Here is a 19,051-nt window from a genome sequence, read left to right on the forward strand (position 1 = left end):
GTCCTAAGACATCAATCATCTGCTCTCCAATGACTAGTCTAAAAACTAGTATTAAGACTATCACTTATTTAAGTGATATTGGTTGTCTGGAGATTCAGGGGGCCAGTCTAGTCTTTGCAGATGATGAGATCTGATGGGAAGATCCCGAGCAGCTCTTCTTGAGTAAATTTATTATTTAATGCTTCTCGTGTAATATTACTAAAGTAGACGCCATATCCATAGGGGAAAAGAAGATTGCCATTGTAACGATCATCCTGTTGGCACAATAGGGGGTCTTTTTTTAACTGGTTTACAGCTTCGAAAGCATATCGCCTAACTTGTTCTATCGGATTCTTTAAAGATTGAATACCATTTTGTGTCTCATACAACACATTAGACTTGTTGGCTTTTTTTATTTTTGTAATAAACCAATCTTTTACCTCGAGAAAAATAATGCCTTTTTCTGGCGAAAGTATCATAAAATCTGGGTGAAGATGCTTATCACCCGTGGGAATGTCATACCAACAGCAGCACTCTTCGCCTAGTCCTCTTTCCAGAATTCTTGCCAGCCTTTTCTCTCCGGCAGTAATTTTATCGTTGCAGCTACTGATTGTTGGGATTATTGTTGCCATGTTAATCTCTTGTATTCGTGTTGATTATGATTCAATCGTTGTTAATTTATTTGCTGATTGTTTTGGTTGATGATTTTTCTTTTTTGGACTGTACCAGAATGTTTGCGTATTTGGAAATTAATACATCTATTACGCCTCAATAGGACGTCTATCATATAAATTATTTTTAAAAGTATGAGTGGTGGCAATGTAATTACATCTGTGTTCAGGAAATTATGGCAGAATTATATTTTTAATTTTAATGGGTGTTGGAACGAAATAAAATAGTGAAGCGAACGGAAAATGATAGGGTTTTATCCTCGTCCGCTTCGTATTAGTAGGTTAAGGGTATTACTTCCTTAACCCCGCAAACGCCGCCCGAATCTCTTCCTCCGGCAGCTGAATCCCGATAAACACCATCGTGCTATGCGGTTTTTCATCGCCCCATGGCCTGTCCCAGTCGGCGCTGTAGAGGCGCTGGACACCCTGGAACAGCAGGCGGTTAGGTTCGCCGTCAATCCACAGCATCCCTTTGTAACGCAGCAGTTTATCCGCCGATTCCAGCAGCAGGTTTTCCATCACGCGGGAAACTTCGCTGATATCTACCGGGTAATCCAGTTCCACCACAATCGACGAAATATCGTTTTGTTTATCCGCGATAAAGTGGAAACGCGGTTTGGTGCTGACGACGTTTTCTTCCAGCATAAAACCGTTGGTGTTGAACAACAGGCCCAGGTCGATGTCGCCGTGGGTGACGGTGTAGACCGGTGCGCGGGCGTTGATGCGTGCCAGGCGTTCGCGCAGTTTTTCTGCTTCACCTGCGACGTCGGTTTTAGTCAGCAGAATACGGTCGGCGTAGCCAACCTGTGACTGGGCGATGGTGAACTGGTTCATCTGCTCATCGGCATGTACCGCATCCACCAGCGCAATCACGCCGTCCAGCAGGTAACGCTGGCATAAAATCTCATGGGAGAAAAAGGTCTGAATAATCGGGCCGGGATCGGCCATGCCTGTGCATTCAATGACCAGACGGTCGAACTGAATATTGCCCTTGTCGAGATTATCCAGCAGGTCGAGTAGCGCGTCCTCCAGCTCGTTGGAGCGCGAACAACAGATGCAGCCGTTGGTCAGCGTTTTGATCTGCGTGGCGCGATCGCCAATCAGTTGATCATCAACGGAGACTTCGCCGAATTCGTTTTCAATCACGGCAATTTTGTAGCCGTGCTGTTCATTAAGAATATGGCGCAGCAGGGTGGTTTTGCCCGCGCCTAAAAAACCGGTGAGTAGGGTAACTGCAATCGGGTTCATGCTCTCTCCATTAACAACAGCGCATACCGCCTTTACCATCGCCGCCGTAGCGCGCGTTCTGGCGTTCGCGGAAGAATTCTTCATAGCTCATGTACGGCTTGTCGGGATGGTTGGTCTTCATATGCTCGACGTAGTTGTCGTAGTCTGGAATGCCAATCAACATCTTCGCCGCCTGGCCGAGATATTTTTTTGCCTGTCCTAAGTTACCAAACATAGTTCACTCTGATAAGAACAAAGCCCCGCCGAAGCGGGGCTAAACACGGTTAGTGGTGCGAAGAGATCTTCACGCCGCCTTCCGGGATTGGAACGTACGGAATTTCTTTGTCAGTACGTTTGTCGCTGTTACGCACCTTCAGCCAGGTTTTGAAACCGTAGAAGATGATGCTGTACACCACAATCAGGAACAGAATACTCAGGCCCGCGTTGGTGTAGTTGTTCACAACGATGTGGTTCATGTTGGCAATCTGCTGTGCCGTCAGGTCAGTACCGTTAGCAATCTTCTCTTTGTACTGGCTTGCCATGTAGAAGAAGCCTTCCATCTGCGGGTTGGTGCTGAACAGTTTCAGGCCCAGCGCCCAGGTGGTGCAGATAAGCAGCCATACAGCCGGAACAACAGTTACCCAGATGTATTGGGTGCGCTTCATCTTAATCAGCACAACGGTGCCCAGTACCAGCGCTACGGCTGCCAGCATCTGGTTGGAGATACCGAACAGCGGCCACAGGCTCTTAACGCCGCCCAGCGGATCGACCACGCCCTGATACAGCAGGTACCCCCACAGACCCACACAGCCCGCAGTACCGATGATACCGGCAACCAGAGAGTCGGTTTTTTTCAGGAACGGGATGAAGTTACCCAGCAGGTCTTGCAGCATAAAGCGGCCAGAACGGGTACCCGCATCCAGCGCGGTCAGGATGAACAGGGCTTCGAACAGAATACCGAAGTGATACCAGAAGCCCATGTCAGCCATCGGCAGCACTTTGTGGAACACGTGAGCGATACCTACCGCCAGCGTCGGCGCACCACCTGCACGGTTCAGGACAGAAGGCTCACCAATATCTTTCGCTGTTTGCAGGATCTGCTCTGGCGAAATCACGAAGCCCCAGGAGCTGACGGTCGCTGCCGCGTGTGCGGTAACGTCTTTCAGCTGCGCCATGATGATCGGCGCGTTCTCGCCACCCATTTCATGCAGGTTAGGCATGGTGATGCCAAGGCCAGCAGGCGGGGTGTTCATCGCGAAGTAAAGACCCGGTTCGATGATGGACGCAGCAACCAGCGCCATAATCGCCACGAAGGACTCCATCAGCATTGCGCCGTAGCCAATGAAACGCGCGTCGGTTTCGTTAGCCAGCAGTTTCGGCGTCGTACCGGAAGAGATCAGCGCGTGGAAGCCAGATACCGCACCACAGGCGATGGTGATGAACAGGAACGGGAACAGAGCGCCTTTCCACAGCGGGCCAGTACCGTCAATGTACTGGGTCATCGCAGGCATTTTCAGTTCCGGGTTCAGCACCACGATACCCAGCGCCAGGCCGACGATAACGCCGATTTTCAGGAAGGTTGCCAGATAGTCGCGCGGTGCGAGGATCAGCCACACTGGCAGCAGTGCGGAAACAAACGCATAGCCAATCAGCGCGAAGGTAATGGTGGTGTCTTTAAAGGTCAGTGCCGGACCCCAGTACGGATCGTGAGCAATCACGCCACCGAAGTAGATAGAGGCAACCAGCAGCACGATACCAATGACAGAGACTTCACCCACACGCCCCGGACGAATAAAGCGCATGTAGATACCCATAAACAGCGCAATCGGTACGGTTGAGCAAACGGTGAAGACACCCCACGGACTTTCGGCCAGGGCTTTAACCACAATCAGCGCCAGGACGGCAAGGATGATGATCATGATTAAGAAACAGCCAAACAGCGCGATAGTCCCCGGTACTGGTCCCATCTCTTCTTTGATCATCTCACCGAGAGATGCGCCGTTACGGCGAGAGGAGATAAACAGCACCATAAAGTCCTGTACCGCACCGGCCAGCACTACCCCCGCCAGCAGCCACAGCGTGCCAGGCAGGTAGCCCATCTGCGCGGCGAGAACCGGACCAACCAGCGGACCAGCACCGGCGATAGCGGCGAAGTGGTGACCAAACAACACGTAACGGTTGGTCGGAACATAGTTCAGACCGTCGTTGTTAATAACCGCAGGCGTCGCGCGCGTGGGGTCGAGTTTCATCACCTTCTGGGCGATGTACAGACTGTAGTAGCGATAAGCCACCAGATACACCGACACAGAGGCGACCACGATCCACAGGGCACTGACGTGCTCCCCCCGACGTAATGCAACTACCGCGAGGCAGAATGCACCGATGATTCCGAGAATCACCCAGGGTATGTGCTTGAATATCTTTTTAGTATCCATAGTAAAACCTGGCATGTATTGATTAATAGTTGGCCGAAGCCGTTCTAGGTTTGCGTTGCGTTTGAGGAGGTAAATTGACCGCTATCCTGCAGTGATGTTGCCAGAGTTACGCGCGCGTAAAGTAAGGTAAATAACTGAGTGGTTATTTTAGGGATGTAAGCGGTCAGGAATGGCGGTGAGCGGTTGGGCAAGAATTATTCGTCGGGTGGATATGTGATTGAGATCACAATAAAAATGCCCCTTCGATAATTAACCGAAGGGGCGTTCTTAGAAGAGAGTGTCTAATTCTGCCAGTACGTTGTAGTCGTCATCAGTCAATAACAACGTTTTCCATTTGTCGAAGGTCAGGCACGGATGCGATGTGCCAAACACCAGAATATCCCCCACTTGCACGTCGCTGTCGGCACCCAACTGCAACATGCAGTGCTGATCCATAATGCCTGTACTGCGAATCGCCTGTGGATCAAATGCCAGTGATTTGCCGTTGCGATAGTGGGCGACTGGTTGCGGCAGTCCGGCGTCGAAGGCGCAATCACGCTTACCAAAATTAACCACCGCACGATCAGCTTCCGGCACCGATTGCACCATGGCGACCAGTTCCAGTGCAGATGTGAGATCGCCTGCCAGATCGCAAGCCACAGGATCACGGGCAAGCAACTGTTGTTGTGCCGCGTCGTAGATCCCGGTGTCGTGAGTGATGTAGCAGCCAGGGCGAATAACAATGCGGCAGTTATCAGGCTTTTCTGCCGCCAGCCAGATATTGCACACCACGTCATACCAGACCGTGCCTGCTCCGGTGAGAATAAACTCGCCATCAACCAGACTTGCCATATCACAGGCCAGTTGTGCGGCATCCCGCAGCAGAGCTTCTACCTGCGGTTGTGGATCGTCACCGTGTAAAACGCCTTCATATAACTCAAGCCCCCGCAGGCGTAACCCCGGTAATTGGGCTGCCTGTTTAGCCAGTGTCAGTGCGGCATCCCTTGAGCGGCAACCACAGCGCCCGCCGGGGACACCCAACTCAATCATCACGTTCAGTGTCTGTTGCTGACTGGCAAAAAAGGCAGACAAAGCGCGGGCGTTCTCAATGCTGTCGATACAGCTGATAAAATCGACCGTCGGGTAATGTCGTTGCAACTGGGCAATCAACTGCATATTCGCCTTGCCGACCAGCTGGTTAACCATCAGCACTCGCTGAATACCGCTCGCCATTGCCGCACCAGCCTGCCATGCGCTACCGACACCTATTGCCCAGGCACCAGCCGCCTGCTGCGCCTGAAAAATCCACGGCGTCATGGTGGTTTTACCGTGCGGTGCCAGTGAAACGCCGCGCGCGTCAGCGTAGCGTTGCATCCACGTAATGTTGTTCTCCAGGGCCTGCTTTTTAATGATCGCGGCAGGTAAACAGACATCTTCGGCAAGGAGATTTGCGGGCATTTGCATCAGGGCAGATTTATGGGGAACCAGAGGTTCTGAGTGGTATTTCATAACATTTACCTTTTAAGTTTTTCACCGTATCGGATGTGAGTATCATTTGTAACTAAATGAAATATAAATATTTAGTTTATTTATCTTATTATTTATGAATAAAAGTATCATAAAATCATCTGGGTTTTGCGTAGTTTTCCACTGTTTTTCGTCCTTGTAAATGGTTAACTTGTCACCATTGCAGAAATGGAGTGACGAACATGCAGGTTGACTGGTTAATCAAAAATGTGACCGTTATCGACGGTAGCGGCGGCCCTGAATTTCGCGGTGACGTGGCAATAACAGGTGATCGGATTGTCGATATTGCCCCTGCGCTTAACGTTACGGCGCAGCAGGTCATTGACGGGGAAGGGCGGGTGCTGGCACCAGGGTTTATCGACGTTCATACCCATGACGATATCAACGTTATTCGCATCCCGGAATATCTGCCAAAGATCAGCCAGGGGATCACTACGGTGATTGTCGGTAACTGCGGGATTAGTGCGGCGTCGGCGAAAATGAAAGGTGAAGTTCCTGACCCGATGAATCTGTTGGGGGAAGCAGAGCACTTTATTTATCCTACCGTTGAAAGCTATGCCCAGGCAGTGGAAGCAGCCAGGCCGTCACTGAACGTTGGCACGCTGATTGGTCATACGGCGCTGCGTAATAACCATATGGACGACCTGTTTCGCCCGGCGACGGTGGATGAAATTGCCGCTATGCGTGCCGACTTACGTCTGGCGTTGAGTCAGGGGGCGCTGGGGTTAAGTTCCGGGCTGGCCTATGCAACGGCATTTCAGGCGACTACCGAAGAAGTCATGGCGCTGGCGGAAGAATTAGCCGGTGAGAAGGGCGTTTATACCACCCATCTGCGTTCTGAATTTGAACCGATTCTCGATGCCCTGGATGAGGCGTTTCGTATTGGGCGTCATGGCAAAGTGCCTGTCGTGGTTTCCCACCATAAATGCGCCGGGGCGAAAAACTGGGGGCGGACAAAAGAAACGTTGGCCTTTTTTGACCAAATGCGTCAACACCAGGAAATTGGCTGCGATGTCTACCCTTACTCAGCCAGCTCTTCAACGCTGGATCTCAAACAAGTCACCGACGAATTCGATATTGTGATCACCTGGTCACAAACACATCCGCAGCAGGCCGGGAAAACACTGGCGCAAATCGCCATCGACTGGCAGATGAGTATGCTGGAGGCCGCGAAGCTGCTAATGCCTGCCGGGGCTATCTATTACAACATGGACGAGCGCGACGTCCGCCGAGTGTTGAGTTATCCGGTCAGTATGATTGGCTCTGACGGCCTGCCCAATGATCCCATGCCGCATCCACGTTTATGGGGCGCCTTCCCTCGCGTGCTGGGCCACTATTGCCGTGATGAAGGCTTATTCCCACTGACCACGGCTATCCACAAAATGACCGGGCTTTCTGCCAGCCGTTTTCGCCTGCCCCAGCGTGGGCTGGTGAAAGTTGGCTATTTTGCGGACCTGGTGTTGTTCGATCCACAAACCATTCGTGATGTTGCCAGCTTTTCTGATCCCAAACGCCCGGCAGATGGCATTGAGGCGGTGATGGTGAACGGCGTTATGAGCTATGGTCCCGATAAACATATTACAGGCCGTGCGGGACGCTTCCTGCGCCGGCAGACCTCACATTAAGGAGTGAATATGAGCATTAAACGTTACGGTACGGAAGGTGGAACAGGCACTGGCGGGCAGCATTTGCCTTTTGCCAGGGCGGTTGAGGCGGGCGGCTGGCTGTACGTCTCCGGGCAAACACCCATGAAAAACGGTGAAGTGGTAGAAGGCGGAATCGTTGAACAGTCACGACTGGCGATTCAAAACTGTGTCGACATCATGACTGAAGCCGGTTATAGCCTGGTGGATGTGGTTCACGTGAAAGTGATCCTGACCGACGCCCGCTATTTCCAGTCATTTAATAAAGTATTCAGAGAATTTTTTGGCGAGAATCCACCTGCACGTATTTGTTGTGTGGCTGATCTGGTTGTCGATTGTAAAGTCGAAGTCGATGTGACCTGTTATAACGCGACCCGCTAATAAATTTAAGAATTAAAAAAACAGACCGCAATTGAGTGCTGAATACATTCAGCACTCCGGGAACTCTTACATTAATTTCTCTCTACTGGCAGGATGTGAATTATGAACAGTCATATCTTTTTAGTCGGCTTTATTATTTATGCCATCGCCATGATTTGGCTTGGTTGGTTTGTTTCTCGTAATCAGAAAAGCGGAGAAGATTTTCTGCTGGGCGGGCGTTCGCTGCCGCTGTTTCTGACGCTGGGGTCAACCGTTGCCACGATGGTTGGCACGGGTTCCAGTATGGGCGCAGTGGGCTTTGGCTACAGCAATGGCTGGGCCGGAATGCTTTATGGCGTCGGTGGGGCCGTAGGTATATTACTGGTGGCGTGGCTGTTTGCACCGGTACGTAAATTACGATTTATGACCATGAGTGAAGAAATATCTTATTATACTGGCGGCAGCCATTTAATTAAAAATATTGTCGGCCTGATGATATTTATTGCCTCTATTGGCTGGCTGGGGGCGCATATATTAGGTGGAAGTATGTATCTTGCCTGGGCAACAGGTATTGATCTTACGGTGGCAAAATTAATTATTGCCTTAGCTTTTGCGATTTACGTTATTATCGGCGGTTATTCGGCGGTAGTGTGGACAGATACTATTCAGGCCCTAATTCTGTTCTTTGGCTTTATATTAATGGCTATTCTTGCCGTTGTTCACGTTGGCGGCTGGAGTGCGATTGAGCAGGCGATGGACCCAAAAGCGATGAGCCTGTTTGCGATTGATAAAATGGGCGTGCTGCCTGCGCTTTCGCTGGCACTGGTTATTGGCGTAGGTGTGCTGGCAACACCGTCTTATCGCCAGCGTATTTACTCGGGTAAAGATGTTCCCTCTGTACGCCGTTCGTTTGTTATTACTGGGGTGTTATATCTGTTCTTCTCGATTTTGCCTGCCATTATCGGCATGGCGGCGTTCACCATGAACCCAAATCTGGAAAACAGCAACTACGCCTTCTTGTTCGCGACCAGTTTCTTACCTGCCATTCTTGGGCTGGTGGTGCTGATTGCCGGGCTTTCAGCCACCATGTCTTCTGCCAGCTCCGATGCCATCGCGGCGGTGGCGATTATGATGCGCGACGTCTACACCATGATTACCGGCAGAATGCCGCCGGAGGATAAGGCAATCACTTACTCACGCTGGATGTTGACCTTTGTTATTGGCCTGGCGCTGGTCTTTGCTCTGACCTCTAACGACATCATCAGCTACATTACCAAAATGATTTCGATGCTGATGTCCGGGTTGTTTATCTGCTCGATTCTCGGTCGCTTCTGGCTACGCTTTAACTGGCAGGGCGCGCTGGCGGCGTTAGTGAGTGGTATGGTGATGTCAATTGTGGTGCTGATGAATGCCGACTGGCTGGCTTACTGGGGTAACCCGTGTATTCCGTCAGTGCTGGGCAGCCTGGTCGCTGGCGTACTGGTGACGTTGGTAACGCCAGCAAGTCAGGTCAGCCGGGAAGAAGCTTTGGCTATTATCACCAATGAGCGTGAAAACCAGAGTGTCGTGATCACCAAACCTGAAGAAGCATAACCGACAATGCTAATCGCCAAGTGGCTGGCGGTTAGCGCCCCCACGGTGGCTGTCTAACACGAGTTTTATCCGCCGCAGGCGATCTTTCGCCTGCGCTTTATTTGCCATTGCCAGTTCTGTTGCCAGTACATCGACCATGGCTAACATCGCGTAGCGGGAAGGGGTGGGCTTAAAGATGTAATCACTTTCCTGAACCAGTAACGGCAATACCAGATCCACCTGTTCCGCCAGCGGTGTTTGTGCTGGCGTAATGGCAATAACACGCGCGCCATACTGACGGGCGATTGCCGCACTTTCGATGATTTCCGGTGTATAACCGCCCAGCGAAAGCACAATCACCACATCCTGCGGCATGACTGCCGAGCACATCATTCTCATCATCAGGGCATCATTCTGACTGACCACCGGTAGCCCCAGACGGAATAAACGGTACTGAATCTCCTGTGAACAGATAGTGGAACCGCCGCCAGTTCCTAACGCAAGAATTTGCCGCGCCTGACTTAACCAGCTTACAGCCTGGCTGATGGCATTCATATCCAGCGAACGACGATGCGTCTCCAGCACGCTAATAATCGCTTCGTAGATCCCCTGAACACCGTCAAGATCCGGTACATCGAGAATAAACCGCTGCCCGACAGCCAGTGACTGCGCCAGTTTGACTTTCAACTCGCGGACATCTTTGCACCCCAGTGCACGGGCAAAACGCGTCACCGACGCCTGACTGGTTTGCGTTAACCGTGCCAGCTCAGCAATTGGCAACTCTACTGCGGCAGAGACGTCATCAAGAATAAATTGTGCGATACGCTTTTCAGTGGCTGTTAACGCCATAAACCGTTCGGTAATGCAGGAGATGATATCGATGCTATAAGCCATAGGAGTATCACTGGTTCGAAGAAGATTGATACTTTGTACCATAAACTGCCGCTATAGAGTGTGACCCTCACAAAAAACGCAAGTTTGCTGCAACAAAAGCAGTGCCGACGCTTTTCCACAGCATAAAGTTTTCCACCACCAGGCCGACAACCAGTGTATCTGTCTAGTGGAAAGAGAAACCATGTTAAAACGTATCAAGATCGTGACCAGCTTACTGCTGGTTTTGGCCGTTTTTGGCCTTTTACAACTGACATCAGGCGGTCTGTTCTTTAATGCCTTAAAGAATGACAAAGAAAATTTCACTGTTTTACAAACCATTCGCCAGCAGCAATCCACGCTGAATGGCAGCTGGGTCGCGTTGTTGCAGACGCGTAACACCCTCAACCGCGCGGGTATCCGCTACATGATGGATCAGAATAATATTGGTAGCGGTTCAACCGTTGCTGAGCTGATGCAGAGTGCCAGTATTTCGCTGAAACAGGCGGAAAAAAACTGGGCGGATTACGAAGCGTTGCCGCGTGACCCGCGTCAGAGCACCGCCGCAGCGGCAGAGATCAAACGTAATTACGATATTTATCACAATGCGCTGGCGGAGCTGATCCAACTGTTAGGTGCAGGCAAAATCAACGAGTTCTTTGATCAGCCAACCCAGGGATATCAGGACGGTTTCGAGAAGCAGTATGTGGCTTACATGGAGCAAAACGATCGGCTCTATGATATCGCCGTCAGCGATAATAATGCCTCCTACAGCCAGGCGATGTGGATTCTGGTGGGCGTGATGATCGTCGTACTGGCGGTCATCTTCGCCGTCTGGTTCGGTATTAAAGCCTCGTTGGTAGCGCCAATGAATCGCCTGATTGACAGCATTCGTCATATTGCAGGCGGCGATCTGGTGAAACCGATTGAGGTGGATGGCTCTAATGAGATGGGGCAACTGGCTGAGAGTTTGCGCCATATGCAGGGAGAGCTGATGCGTACCGTCGGTGATGTGCGCAACGGGGCCAATGCCATCTATAGCGGTGCCAGCGAAATCGCTACCGGCAATAACGATCTCTCTTCGCGCACCGAGCAACAGGCCGCTTCGCTGGAAGAGACGGCAGCCAGCATGGAGCAACTGACCGCAACGGTGAAGCAGAACGCCGAAAATGCGCGCCAGGCCAGCCACCTGGCGTTAAGTGCTTCTGAAACGGCGCAACGCGGCGGCAAAGTGGTGGATAACGTGGTGCAGACCATGCGCGATATCTCCACCAGTTCGCAGAAAATCGCCGATATTATCAGCGTAATTGACGGCATTGCCTTCCAGACCAATATTCTCGCTTTGAACGCGGCGGTTGAAGCAGCGCGCGCGGGTGAGCAAGGGCGCGGTTTTGCGGTGGTTGCGGGAGAAGTGCGTAATCTGGCCCAGCGTAGCGCTCAGGCGGCTCGCGAAATTAAAAGCCTGATTGAAGACTCGGTGGGCAAAGTGGATGTTGGCTCTACGCTGGTCGAAAGCGCCGGGGAAACCATGGCAGAGATTGTCAGCGCTGTGACCCGCGTGACGGACATTATGGGCGAAATAGCTTCTGCTTCTGATGAGCAGAGCCGTGGTATCGATCAGGTTGGATTAGCGGTTGCTGAGATGGACCGGGTAACTCAACAGAACGCTGCGCTGGTGGAAGAATCTGCCGCTGCCGCCGCCGCGCTGGAAGAGCAGGCCAGTCGCCTGACCGAAGCTGTGGCAGTGTTCCGGATTCAGCAACAGCAGCAACATCAGCGTGAAACATCGGCTGTGGTAAAAACCGTGACGCCAGCTGCGCCGCGTAAAATGGCCGTGGCAGATAGCGGGGAGAACTGGGAAACGTTTTAATCGCCATAAAAATGCCCGATAAGCAAAATGTTATCGGGCATAGGGAGATTAATCTTTCCGTGGGTCGTTGATCGGCTGACGAACCAGGAAGATGTACGCCAGTGCACCCGCCGCAGTGACGCAACCGCAGATGATTAGTGCCAGACGGAATGAATGGGTGGTATCAACAATAAAACCAGTAATGATCGGCGCGAAAGAGGCGCAGATGAAGCTGGCAAAGTTCTGGATACTGCCCACCGACGCAGTCATGCGAGAAGCTACTGCGACGTGGATCAATCCCCAGCAGGATGTTCCGGCAAAGTGAATACAAAACAGTGCCATACCAATCAGCAGAACCGCCGTCATGGATGTTGTCGCTTGCGGTACGACCAGCGTAAAGGCGGCAGAACAGAACATCCCGGCAATAATGCAGATCTTACGGCTTTTAATCGGAGCCATTCCCCCTTTGACCAGCCAGTCAGTAACGTAACCGTTGACCAGCATCCCGGCAGCCCCAAACAGGAAAGGGATAGCCGCCATCAACCCTGTGCTTTTTAAATCCAGGTTATAGGCTGTTTGCAGGTAACCAGGAAGCCAGGCCAGATACAGCCACGCAGTGTAGTTGATGCCACTGAATCCGAGCATCATTCCCCACATTGTGCGGTTACGGAACAGGCTGCGCCATTCGGCAAAACTGAGCGGATCTCGGCGGGCATTGACGCTACCTGCATTGAGATAAGCTTGTTCAACGGCAGTCAGTTCTACGTGCTCGCGGTTGCGATAGAGCATATACCAGCCGATGGCGAGAAAAATCCCCAGTACACCAATAGTAATAAACATCCCGCGCCAGCCCATCACCAGCATCATCGCCGCCAGAATCGGTGGGCTTACGGCAACGCCAATGGTAGAAGCTGCGTTGAAGAAGCCCATCGGGCGTCCGCGCTCTTTGATGTTGAACCAGTCGTTAATGACTTTTACACCGCATGGGTTCATCGGCGCTTCACCAATCCCCATACCGATACGCACCAACACGAACTGCGTAAAGCTGTGCACCATGCCAGACATGGCCTGGAACAGTGACCAGAAGAACATCCCCAGTCCCAGCATCAGGCGCGGGCCTTTACGATCCAATAGTGGGCCGCAAGGAAGTTGCGCAATCCCGTAAGCGAGTGAAAACACGGAGAGCAAAGCGCCGATTTCGGTGGCACTTAATCCCAATTCTTCACGAATCGTTAAATTTGCTACCGACAGCGAACTGCGGTCGAGATAATTGATTACCGCCGCAAAAAATAATAACAACATGGCGGTGGTTTGAATGCGTTTAATTCGGGTACTGCGTTGAACTAATCCATCTGGTGGCACGGGAATATCTGCCGACGAAGATGGAGTAAATGAAGAACGCGGATCGAGGGTGATATTTTCTTTTTCCACGCCGGACTCCTGTATTTATAATTTTAATTGTTTACGTAATTGTGCATTACGCAAGGTTGACATTAACGGCAGGTTAAAGTTTTAGGACTTTACTACCGCTCACAAAAACATTTTTAGTCGACTGATTGTGAGCATAGGTAAGCGGGATTTTCCCGGTATTTATCTTTTGATAAAACCGTGCACCCGCTAATAGTTTGCTGTTTTTAATCCGTACTTAATGAGCATAACGCGTGTTCTCATTAATGGATCGAATCATTGATTGTTTAGCTGAATTCAAATGGTTACGGAGCGCAAGGGTGGCATCCAGGTCACTGCGGCAAATCAGAGCACTGAGAATGGTCATATGCTCATCGACGGCAATGATATTGCGCTGTTTAAGATCGCTTTCGTCCCATTGATAGTGAAAATGAAAGATGACTGAGATGATCTCAAGCGATTGATCAAAAAAGATATTGTCGGCAGCTGAAAGCAGTAAGGAGTGAAAATCTCTGTCAAGTTGCGAGAACATGCGAAAGCTATTGCCGATGTTGTCACGCAGTAGCCGATGACGTTCGAGCATGGTTTTCGCCTGCAGCCAGCGGGGATCGTGATCAGGCAGGTTGAGAAAGTGCTGAAGTGAATGTGTTTCGAGCATTTCGCGTAGCTCAAACAGCTGCTCGGCGTAGGATTGATCGAATTGCTTCATGCTCCACTGGCCGCGCTTTTCGCTTTGAATAAGATTATAACGGCCGAATTTTAAAAGATATTCTCTTACAACCACCGGGCTGACACCCGCGGCCCGCGCCAGTTGCAGTTCAGAAAAAGTTTCCCCAGGGCGTAACTGACGCTGGTTTATCATCGTGAAAAAAGCCTGCTCAAACACTTTGTTTTGTTCACTCATTGAAGCGGTAGTACAGGCGAAACCGTCATCGTGGTCAGGTTTACGCGCAATAACATAATCGTTTCCAACCTGCGTCAAGACGCCGCATTCGCGTAAGTGGCTGAGAATATGACGCACTGTGGTGCGGCTGATGTTGTACATTTCCGCCAGCGCACTTTGCGATGGAAGTGGGGAAGGGATATGACCCCGCGCCATATCATCAATGACCTGGTTAATCACATTGTGGCGTAAATTTTGTGAGCGACTCATATTTTCCTCCTTGTGAGTCCATTAAAACCCGATTTAAAACATTTTTATGCGTGTGTTTTCACAAAACAGATTTTCCGTTCCGCTGCCATTTTTCATTTTCATTGATATCTAAGGCAACAAAAAATGGAGAGCCGAATCATGTCTACGATGAATGTTTTAATTTGCCAGCAGCCGAAAGAATTAGTCTGGAAACAACGCGAGATACCTATTCCGGGTGACAATGAAGCATTAATAAAAATTAAGTCTGTCGGGATTTGCGGTACCGATATTCATGCCTGGGGTGGAAATCAACCATTTTTTAGTTATCCACGTGTTTTAGGCCATGAAATATGTGGGGAGATTGTTGGGCTGGGTAAAAATATTGCTGATCTTAAAAATGGTCAGCAAGTTGCTGTGATCCCTTATGTTGCCTGTCAGCAATGCCCTGCATGTAAAAGCGGTCGTACCAATTGCTGTGAAAAAATTTCAGTTATTGGTGTGCATCAGGATGGTGGTTTTAGTGAGTATTTGAGCGTGCCGGTGGCGAACATTTTGCCCGCAGACGGTATTGACCCGCAGGCGGCAGCATTGATTGAACCTTTCGCTATTAGCGCACATGCGGTGCGTCGTGCAGCCATTGCTCCCGGCGAGCAGGTGCTGGTGGTCGGGGCGGGGCCAATCGGTCTGGGCGCGGCGGCAATCGCTAAAGCCGATGGCGCACAGGTGGTAGTGGCGGATACCAGTCCGGCGCGCCGTGAACATGTGGCAACGCGTCTGGAATTACCTGTACTGGACCCGTCAGCCGAAGATTTTGACGCGCAGCTGCGGGCGCAGTTTGGTGGTTCGCTGGCGCAGAAAGTGATCGACGCGACAGGTAATCAACATGCGATGAATAACACCGTAAATCTGATTCGTCACGGCGGCACGGTGGTATTTGTCGGTCTGTTTAAAGGTGAGTTGCAGTTCTCCGATCCGGAATTCCATAAAAAAGAAACGACGATGATGGGCAGCCGCAACGCCACGCCGGAAGATTTCGCTAAAGTCGGTCGATTGATGGCGGAAGGGAAAATCACTGCCGACATGATGTTAACCCATCGCTACCCGTTCGCCACGCTGGCAGAAACCTACGAACGTGATGTGATTAACAATCGTGAGTTGATTAAGGGTGTAATTACTTTCTGATAAGGCGAGATTATTAAAGTTGCCATGCAGCGTCCGGGGAAGTGTTGGGCGCTGTTTTTTTTGTTTCTTAATAGTGTGTTGTAAGCCGGAGAAGGCGTGTAGGCCGCACCTTATGCGACCTACAAATCAGTCAGGAATTACCCTTCACGTTCTACCACTTTAATCTCCACCATGCCGATCCCGAGCTTACGCGGCGAGTGTCCGAGGATATTCCCTTCGTTGGTTGAGACAGGTTCCGGCGGCACAATTACCAGCGTGTCGGCATCGGTTGGGTTATCGAAATGCAGCGTGGTGGTGGTCACTTCATTGCCCAGTACAAGGGTTTGTTCTTCATTGCCTACGCGTACCGGAATAGGACGGCTGGCGTTATTGCCGTATGCTTTGGCGGTAATCACCAGGTCAAATTTCTTCGGCAGCGGATGCTTATACTCGATTTTTACTTCATCGCCCAGCTGAGCGTTGGACCAGCGGCCCCACGACTCCGGACGAGAAATCCCGCTAAACTGTTTCACCTCTTCCGGCGCACCGGCGACGTTAAAGATGAAACTGTCGGCTTTGTAGCGAATATCGTTATCAACAATCTTCAGCGTATCGACATTGCCTTTGTAACGCGCCATGTCGATGACCGTATCTTTAAATGCCGTTTTGCCCTTCCATGTTGTTTTGTCAACATGCTGGACAATTTGCTGACCGCCAAGCTGCCCTTGCGAGACACACCAGTTGGTGGAGAGTGCCAGTTCCGGAGCCCAAAGTTGTGCCATCTTGTAGCAACGGTCAACCCAGACGAAATTGTCGCGTGGAGCGAAATCGGCCAGCTGGAAACGCAGCGGTGCTGAGTATTCACTTTCCGGCAGCGGTTCCACGCGTTTGTCTGAAACCCGCAACAGCAGCGGCAAACGGAAATGGCTACCCGAGAAGGCAATCATGTTTTTCTGCTGGTCGATGGTGAACTCTTTCATCTCTTTAGGGAATTTCCACAGGCGGATGATATCCGGCTTCCACGCCAATGTTTTCTCTTTGATATTGAGGAAGATTTCCGACATCGACTGCCCGGATAAACTGCTACGACCAAGTCCGAGATAGTTATCGCCACCGAGAATGTCCAGCACCGTCGCGCCGTTATCCATCGTGTTACGCTTTACCGCCAGCGTCTCTTGCTGCGGCTTGTCGCCACGGATGACAAAAAACAGGTTATTGCGATCCTGTTTATTAAGGTATTTCCACGCCGTGTTGTTCATCGCTAAATGGTCAGAAGAGACGACGATAACAGTATCTTTAAACCACGGTGACGCTTTGATTTTGTTGATAAACGTCGCGATATTCTCCTGACTGCAACTTACCGCGCTGAATGACTGATTCGGCTTACCGTCAAAATCATATTTTTTGCGGTTACAGGTACGCGAGATAAAACCATCCGGGTGATGGGTATCGACTGTCAGGGTAAACAGTGAGAATCGCTGACCTGAGCGGGAAAGCTCTTCAAACTTTTTCCACGCTTCATCGAGAACGGTATCGTCGTAGAATCCCCAGTCGTTGCGATAGTGCGGGTCGGCCACCACGCTTTTCAGCTCTTCTGAGCCGAATAAGTGGTCGAAGCCGTGCGATTTCAGGAACACATCTTTACCGGCAAAACGCAGATTCGCGCCCTGCACGAAATAGTTCTGATAACCCGAGTTTTTCAGGATATCGCCCAGACAGATGTTCTGCGGGAAGAAGCTGGAGACAGAGGCGGAGGCGTTGCCTTCAAAGGGGGCAAACAGCGGTATGCCGCACTGAGAAGCCACCATGCCCGCAATCGTGTAATCCGTTCCTGGCAGCTGCTGCGTGTGGCTGAAATCCAGGCCTTCATTTTTCAACGCGCCCAGTTCAGGCGTGAGATCCGGGAAAGCTTCGTTATCAAAATAGGTTCGCTCGAGACTTTCGCCGTAGATATAAACCAGGTTGAGTTTCGGGTCAGGGATAGTTTTCGACGGCTCTTTATAATAAGCCGCAAAGTCCGGGTCGCCGTCGCGTGACTGGGATTTCACCAGTTCCGTTATCTGACGAAATGCCGGGCTGGCATCCACTGAACCCAGCGCCAGTAAGAGTGCCAGCAGGCTGTAACCAAAATGGTGCGGATGATGACGACGACGGCGCAGGATCCAGCCCAGCGCACCGAACACCGCTGTCAGCCCCAGCACAATGCCGATACCCGGCAGAATGTATTTGCTGACGCCAGCACCGGTCAGGCTGTTGGTTAAGGTATAGAGAACCGCGTCGTTAATACCATCGCCAGTAAAATAGTCGCTGGCAAACAGGGTGATATTTAAAACGACAAATAGCCCCAGCACCGTTAACGTGGCTGCAAACCACCAGGTGTTACGTCCCGCTTTCCATGCGTAAATCAGCACAGAGGCGAGAAAAAGGGCGAAAGAGAGTAGTTCTGACAACGGGCGATCCTCACTAAACCGGGCCGTTTAGCCAACGTTTAAGCTTTTTGAAAAGCACAATGTAATGGCGTCGCCATATTGCTGCAATTCTAGTGTCAAAAAAATGCGATGTTGTTAGGAATTAGTTTATAAACAGACTTTTTTGATTACGGTCGCTTCCCGTGTAACAGGGGTAAAACCGTCCAGGAGCAGGGAAAAGGGCAGGAGAGAGCCGCGTCAGCCGGGTAACAGCTAAAACGCGGCGTTTCGCGGTTCAGGAAATGAAGTTCAGCCCCTGCTTTAACACCAGATCGCAGGCTTTGGTTTTCACCTTTTCTGCCAGCGGAGTCGTTCCAATATTATCCAGATTGAGTTGCTGACCATCTTTGGTTTTCAGCAAACCCTGAATGCCATCCAGATAGTTGGTGTCTTCTTTTTGCTCTTCACTGTTCAGGCCCAGTTTTTCCAGTACCTGATTCTTGATGTTTTCGGCATCGGTTACCGAAGCCAACTTCTGCTTCGCGCAGTATTGCAGTATGCCTGCGGCATTGTTCATGTTATCTGCGCTTAAGGCCTGGTTCCCGCTGCTAAGCAAGCTAGTTAATGAAGCGAGCGACCAACCGCCTTCCTGTGTCGTGCTGTTTTGGTTGCCAAGTTCGCTGGCTGCGCTGGAGAGCGCATCTTTCCAGGACGCAGCATGCACCCCGGTGGAAATTAATGCGCTGGCGGCAATGGCACAGCACAGAAGATGTTTAACAGTTTTCATCATCATTACTCAAGGTGGAATTGTGTCGCAGTATACCGCCAGAA

At 50.9% G+C, this 19,051-nt stretch carries 14 protein-coding genes and 1 pseudogene; 5 read left to right on the forward strand and 10 right to left on the reverse strand.

All coding sequences use genetic code 11. The annotated features are described in order from the left end of the window. Positions 1 to 110: 110 nt before the first annotated feature. The 5 genes and pseudogenes from ACJHWR_RS05645 to ACJHWR_RS05665 all read right to left on the reverse strand — a co-directional run. A pseudogene (locus ACJHWR_RS05645) lies at positions 111 to 611 on the reverse strand (nuclease-related domain-containing protein); the annotation flags it as partial. 330 nt (positions 612 to 941) lie between these two features. Continuing rightward, positions 942 to 1,898 (reverse strand): GTPase, encoded by a 957-nt coding sequence (yjiA, locus tag ACJHWR_RS05650; RefSeq protein ID WP_001297640.1) that lies wholly within the window; start codon positions 1,896 to 1,898, stop codon positions 942 to 944. Positions 1,899 to 1,908: 10 nt separating this feature from the next. Then, on the reverse strand, positions 1,909 to 2,112 hold the full coding sequence (locus tag ACJHWR_RS05655) for a YbdD/YjiX family protein (protein ID WP_000467859.1): 204 nt from the start codon (positions 2,110 to 2,112) through the stop codon (positions 1,909 to 1,911). A gap of 49 nt (positions 2,113 to 2,161) precedes the next feature. Further along, positions 2,162 to 4,312, reverse strand: coding sequence for a pyruvate/proton symporter BtsT (gene btsT, locus ACJHWR_RS05660; RefSeq protein WP_410226676.1), 2,151 nt, complete (start codon positions 4,310 to 4,312; stop codon positions 2,162 to 2,164). A gap of 267 nt (positions 4,313 to 4,579) precedes the next feature. After that, entirely contained in the window at positions 4,580 to 5,800 is a 1,221-nt protein-coding gene (locus ACJHWR_RS05665) for an amino acid deaminase (RefSeq protein WP_000873757.1), read from the reverse strand. Between the two features lie 200 nt (positions 5,801 to 6,000). Here ACJHWR_RS05665 and ACJHWR_RS05670 point away from each other — a divergent pair, with 200 nt between their 5' ends. From ACJHWR_RS05670 to ACJHWR_RS05680, 3 genes are all read left to right on the forward strand, one after another. Continuing rightward, entirely contained in the window at positions 6,001 to 7,443 is a 1,443-nt protein-coding gene (locus ACJHWR_RS05670; RefSeq protein WP_001195672.1) for an N-acyl-D-amino-acid deacylase family protein, read from the forward strand. Positions 7,444 to 7,452: 9 nt separating this feature from the next. Next, positions 7,453 to 7,842, forward strand: coding sequence for a RidA family protein (locus tag ACJHWR_RS05675; RefSeq protein ID WP_000023755.1), 390 nt, complete (start codon positions 7,453 to 7,455; stop codon positions 7,840 to 7,842). A gap of 102 nt (positions 7,843 to 7,944) precedes the next feature. Next, positions 7,945 to 9,414, forward strand: coding sequence for a sodium:solute symporter family protein (locus tag ACJHWR_RS05680; protein WP_001084236.1), 1,470 nt, complete (start codon positions 7,945 to 7,947; stop codon positions 9,412 to 9,414). Positions 9,415 to 9,423: 9 nt separating this feature from the next. Here ACJHWR_RS05680 and ACJHWR_RS05685 read toward each other — a convergent pair whose 3' ends face one another. Continuing rightward, positions 9,424 to 10,287 (reverse strand): MurR/RpiR family transcriptional regulator, encoded by an 864-nt coding sequence (locus tag ACJHWR_RS05685; RefSeq protein WP_000331734.1) that lies wholly within the window; start codon positions 10,285 to 10,287, stop codon positions 9,424 to 9,426. Between the two features lie 181 nt (positions 10,288 to 10,468). Here ACJHWR_RS05685 and tsr point away from each other — a divergent pair, with 181 nt between their 5' ends. Then, on the forward strand, positions 10,469 to 12,133 hold the full coding sequence (gene tsr, locus ACJHWR_RS05690) for a methyl-accepting chemotaxis protein (protein ID WP_000919560.1): 1,665 nt from the start codon (positions 10,469 to 10,471) through the stop codon (positions 12,131 to 12,133). A 48-nt stretch (positions 12,134 to 12,181) separates the two neighbouring features. Here the strand turns inward: tsr and ACJHWR_RS05695 are convergent, their stop codons facing one another. Both ACJHWR_RS05695 and ACJHWR_RS05700 read right to left on the reverse strand, forming a co-directional pair. Then, positions 12,182 to 13,543 (reverse strand): MFS transporter, encoded by a 1,362-nt coding sequence (locus ACJHWR_RS05695; RefSeq protein WP_000410144.1) that lies wholly within the window; start codon positions 13,541 to 13,543, stop codon positions 12,182 to 12,184. 214 nt (positions 13,544 to 13,757) lie between these two features. After that, positions 13,758 to 14,672: a GntR family transcriptional regulator gene (locus tag ACJHWR_RS05700; RefSeq protein ID WP_000091572.1), complete on the reverse strand. Its 915-nt coding sequence runs from the start codon at positions 14,670 to 14,672 to the stop codon at positions 13,758 to 13,760. Positions 14,673 to 14,810: 138 nt separating this feature from the next. Between ACJHWR_RS05700 and lgoD the strand changes: the two genes are divergently transcribed. Then, positions 14,811 to 15,833 (forward strand): L-galactonate oxidoreductase, encoded by a 1,023-nt coding sequence (gene lgoD / locus ACJHWR_RS05705; protein WP_000106033.1) that lies wholly within the window; start codon positions 14,811 to 14,813, stop codon positions 15,831 to 15,833. Positions 15,834 to 15,970: 137 nt separating this feature from the next. Here the strand turns inward: lgoD and opgB are convergent, their stop codons facing one another. Further along, on the reverse strand, positions 15,971 to 18,262 hold the full coding sequence (gene opgB, locus ACJHWR_RS05710; RefSeq protein WP_001292648.1) for a phosphatidylglycerol--membrane-oligosaccharide glycerophosphotransferase: 2,292 nt from the start codon (positions 18,260 to 18,262) through the stop codon (positions 15,971 to 15,973). A 253-nt stretch (positions 18,263 to 18,515) separates the two neighbouring features. Beyond that, positions 18,516 to 19,010: a DUF2501 domain-containing protein YjjA gene (gene yjjA / locus ACJHWR_RS05715; RefSeq protein WP_001361358.1), complete on the reverse strand. Its 495-nt coding sequence runs from the start codon at positions 19,008 to 19,010 to the stop codon at positions 18,516 to 18,518. Between the last annotated feature and the right edge of the window lie 41 nt (positions 19,011 to 19,051).

This window comes from Escherichia sp. WS568 (assembly GCF_046486085.1).
Classification (GTDB): Bacteria; Pseudomonadota; Gammaproteobacteria; order Enterobacterales; family Enterobacteriaceae; genus Escherichia; species Escherichia coli.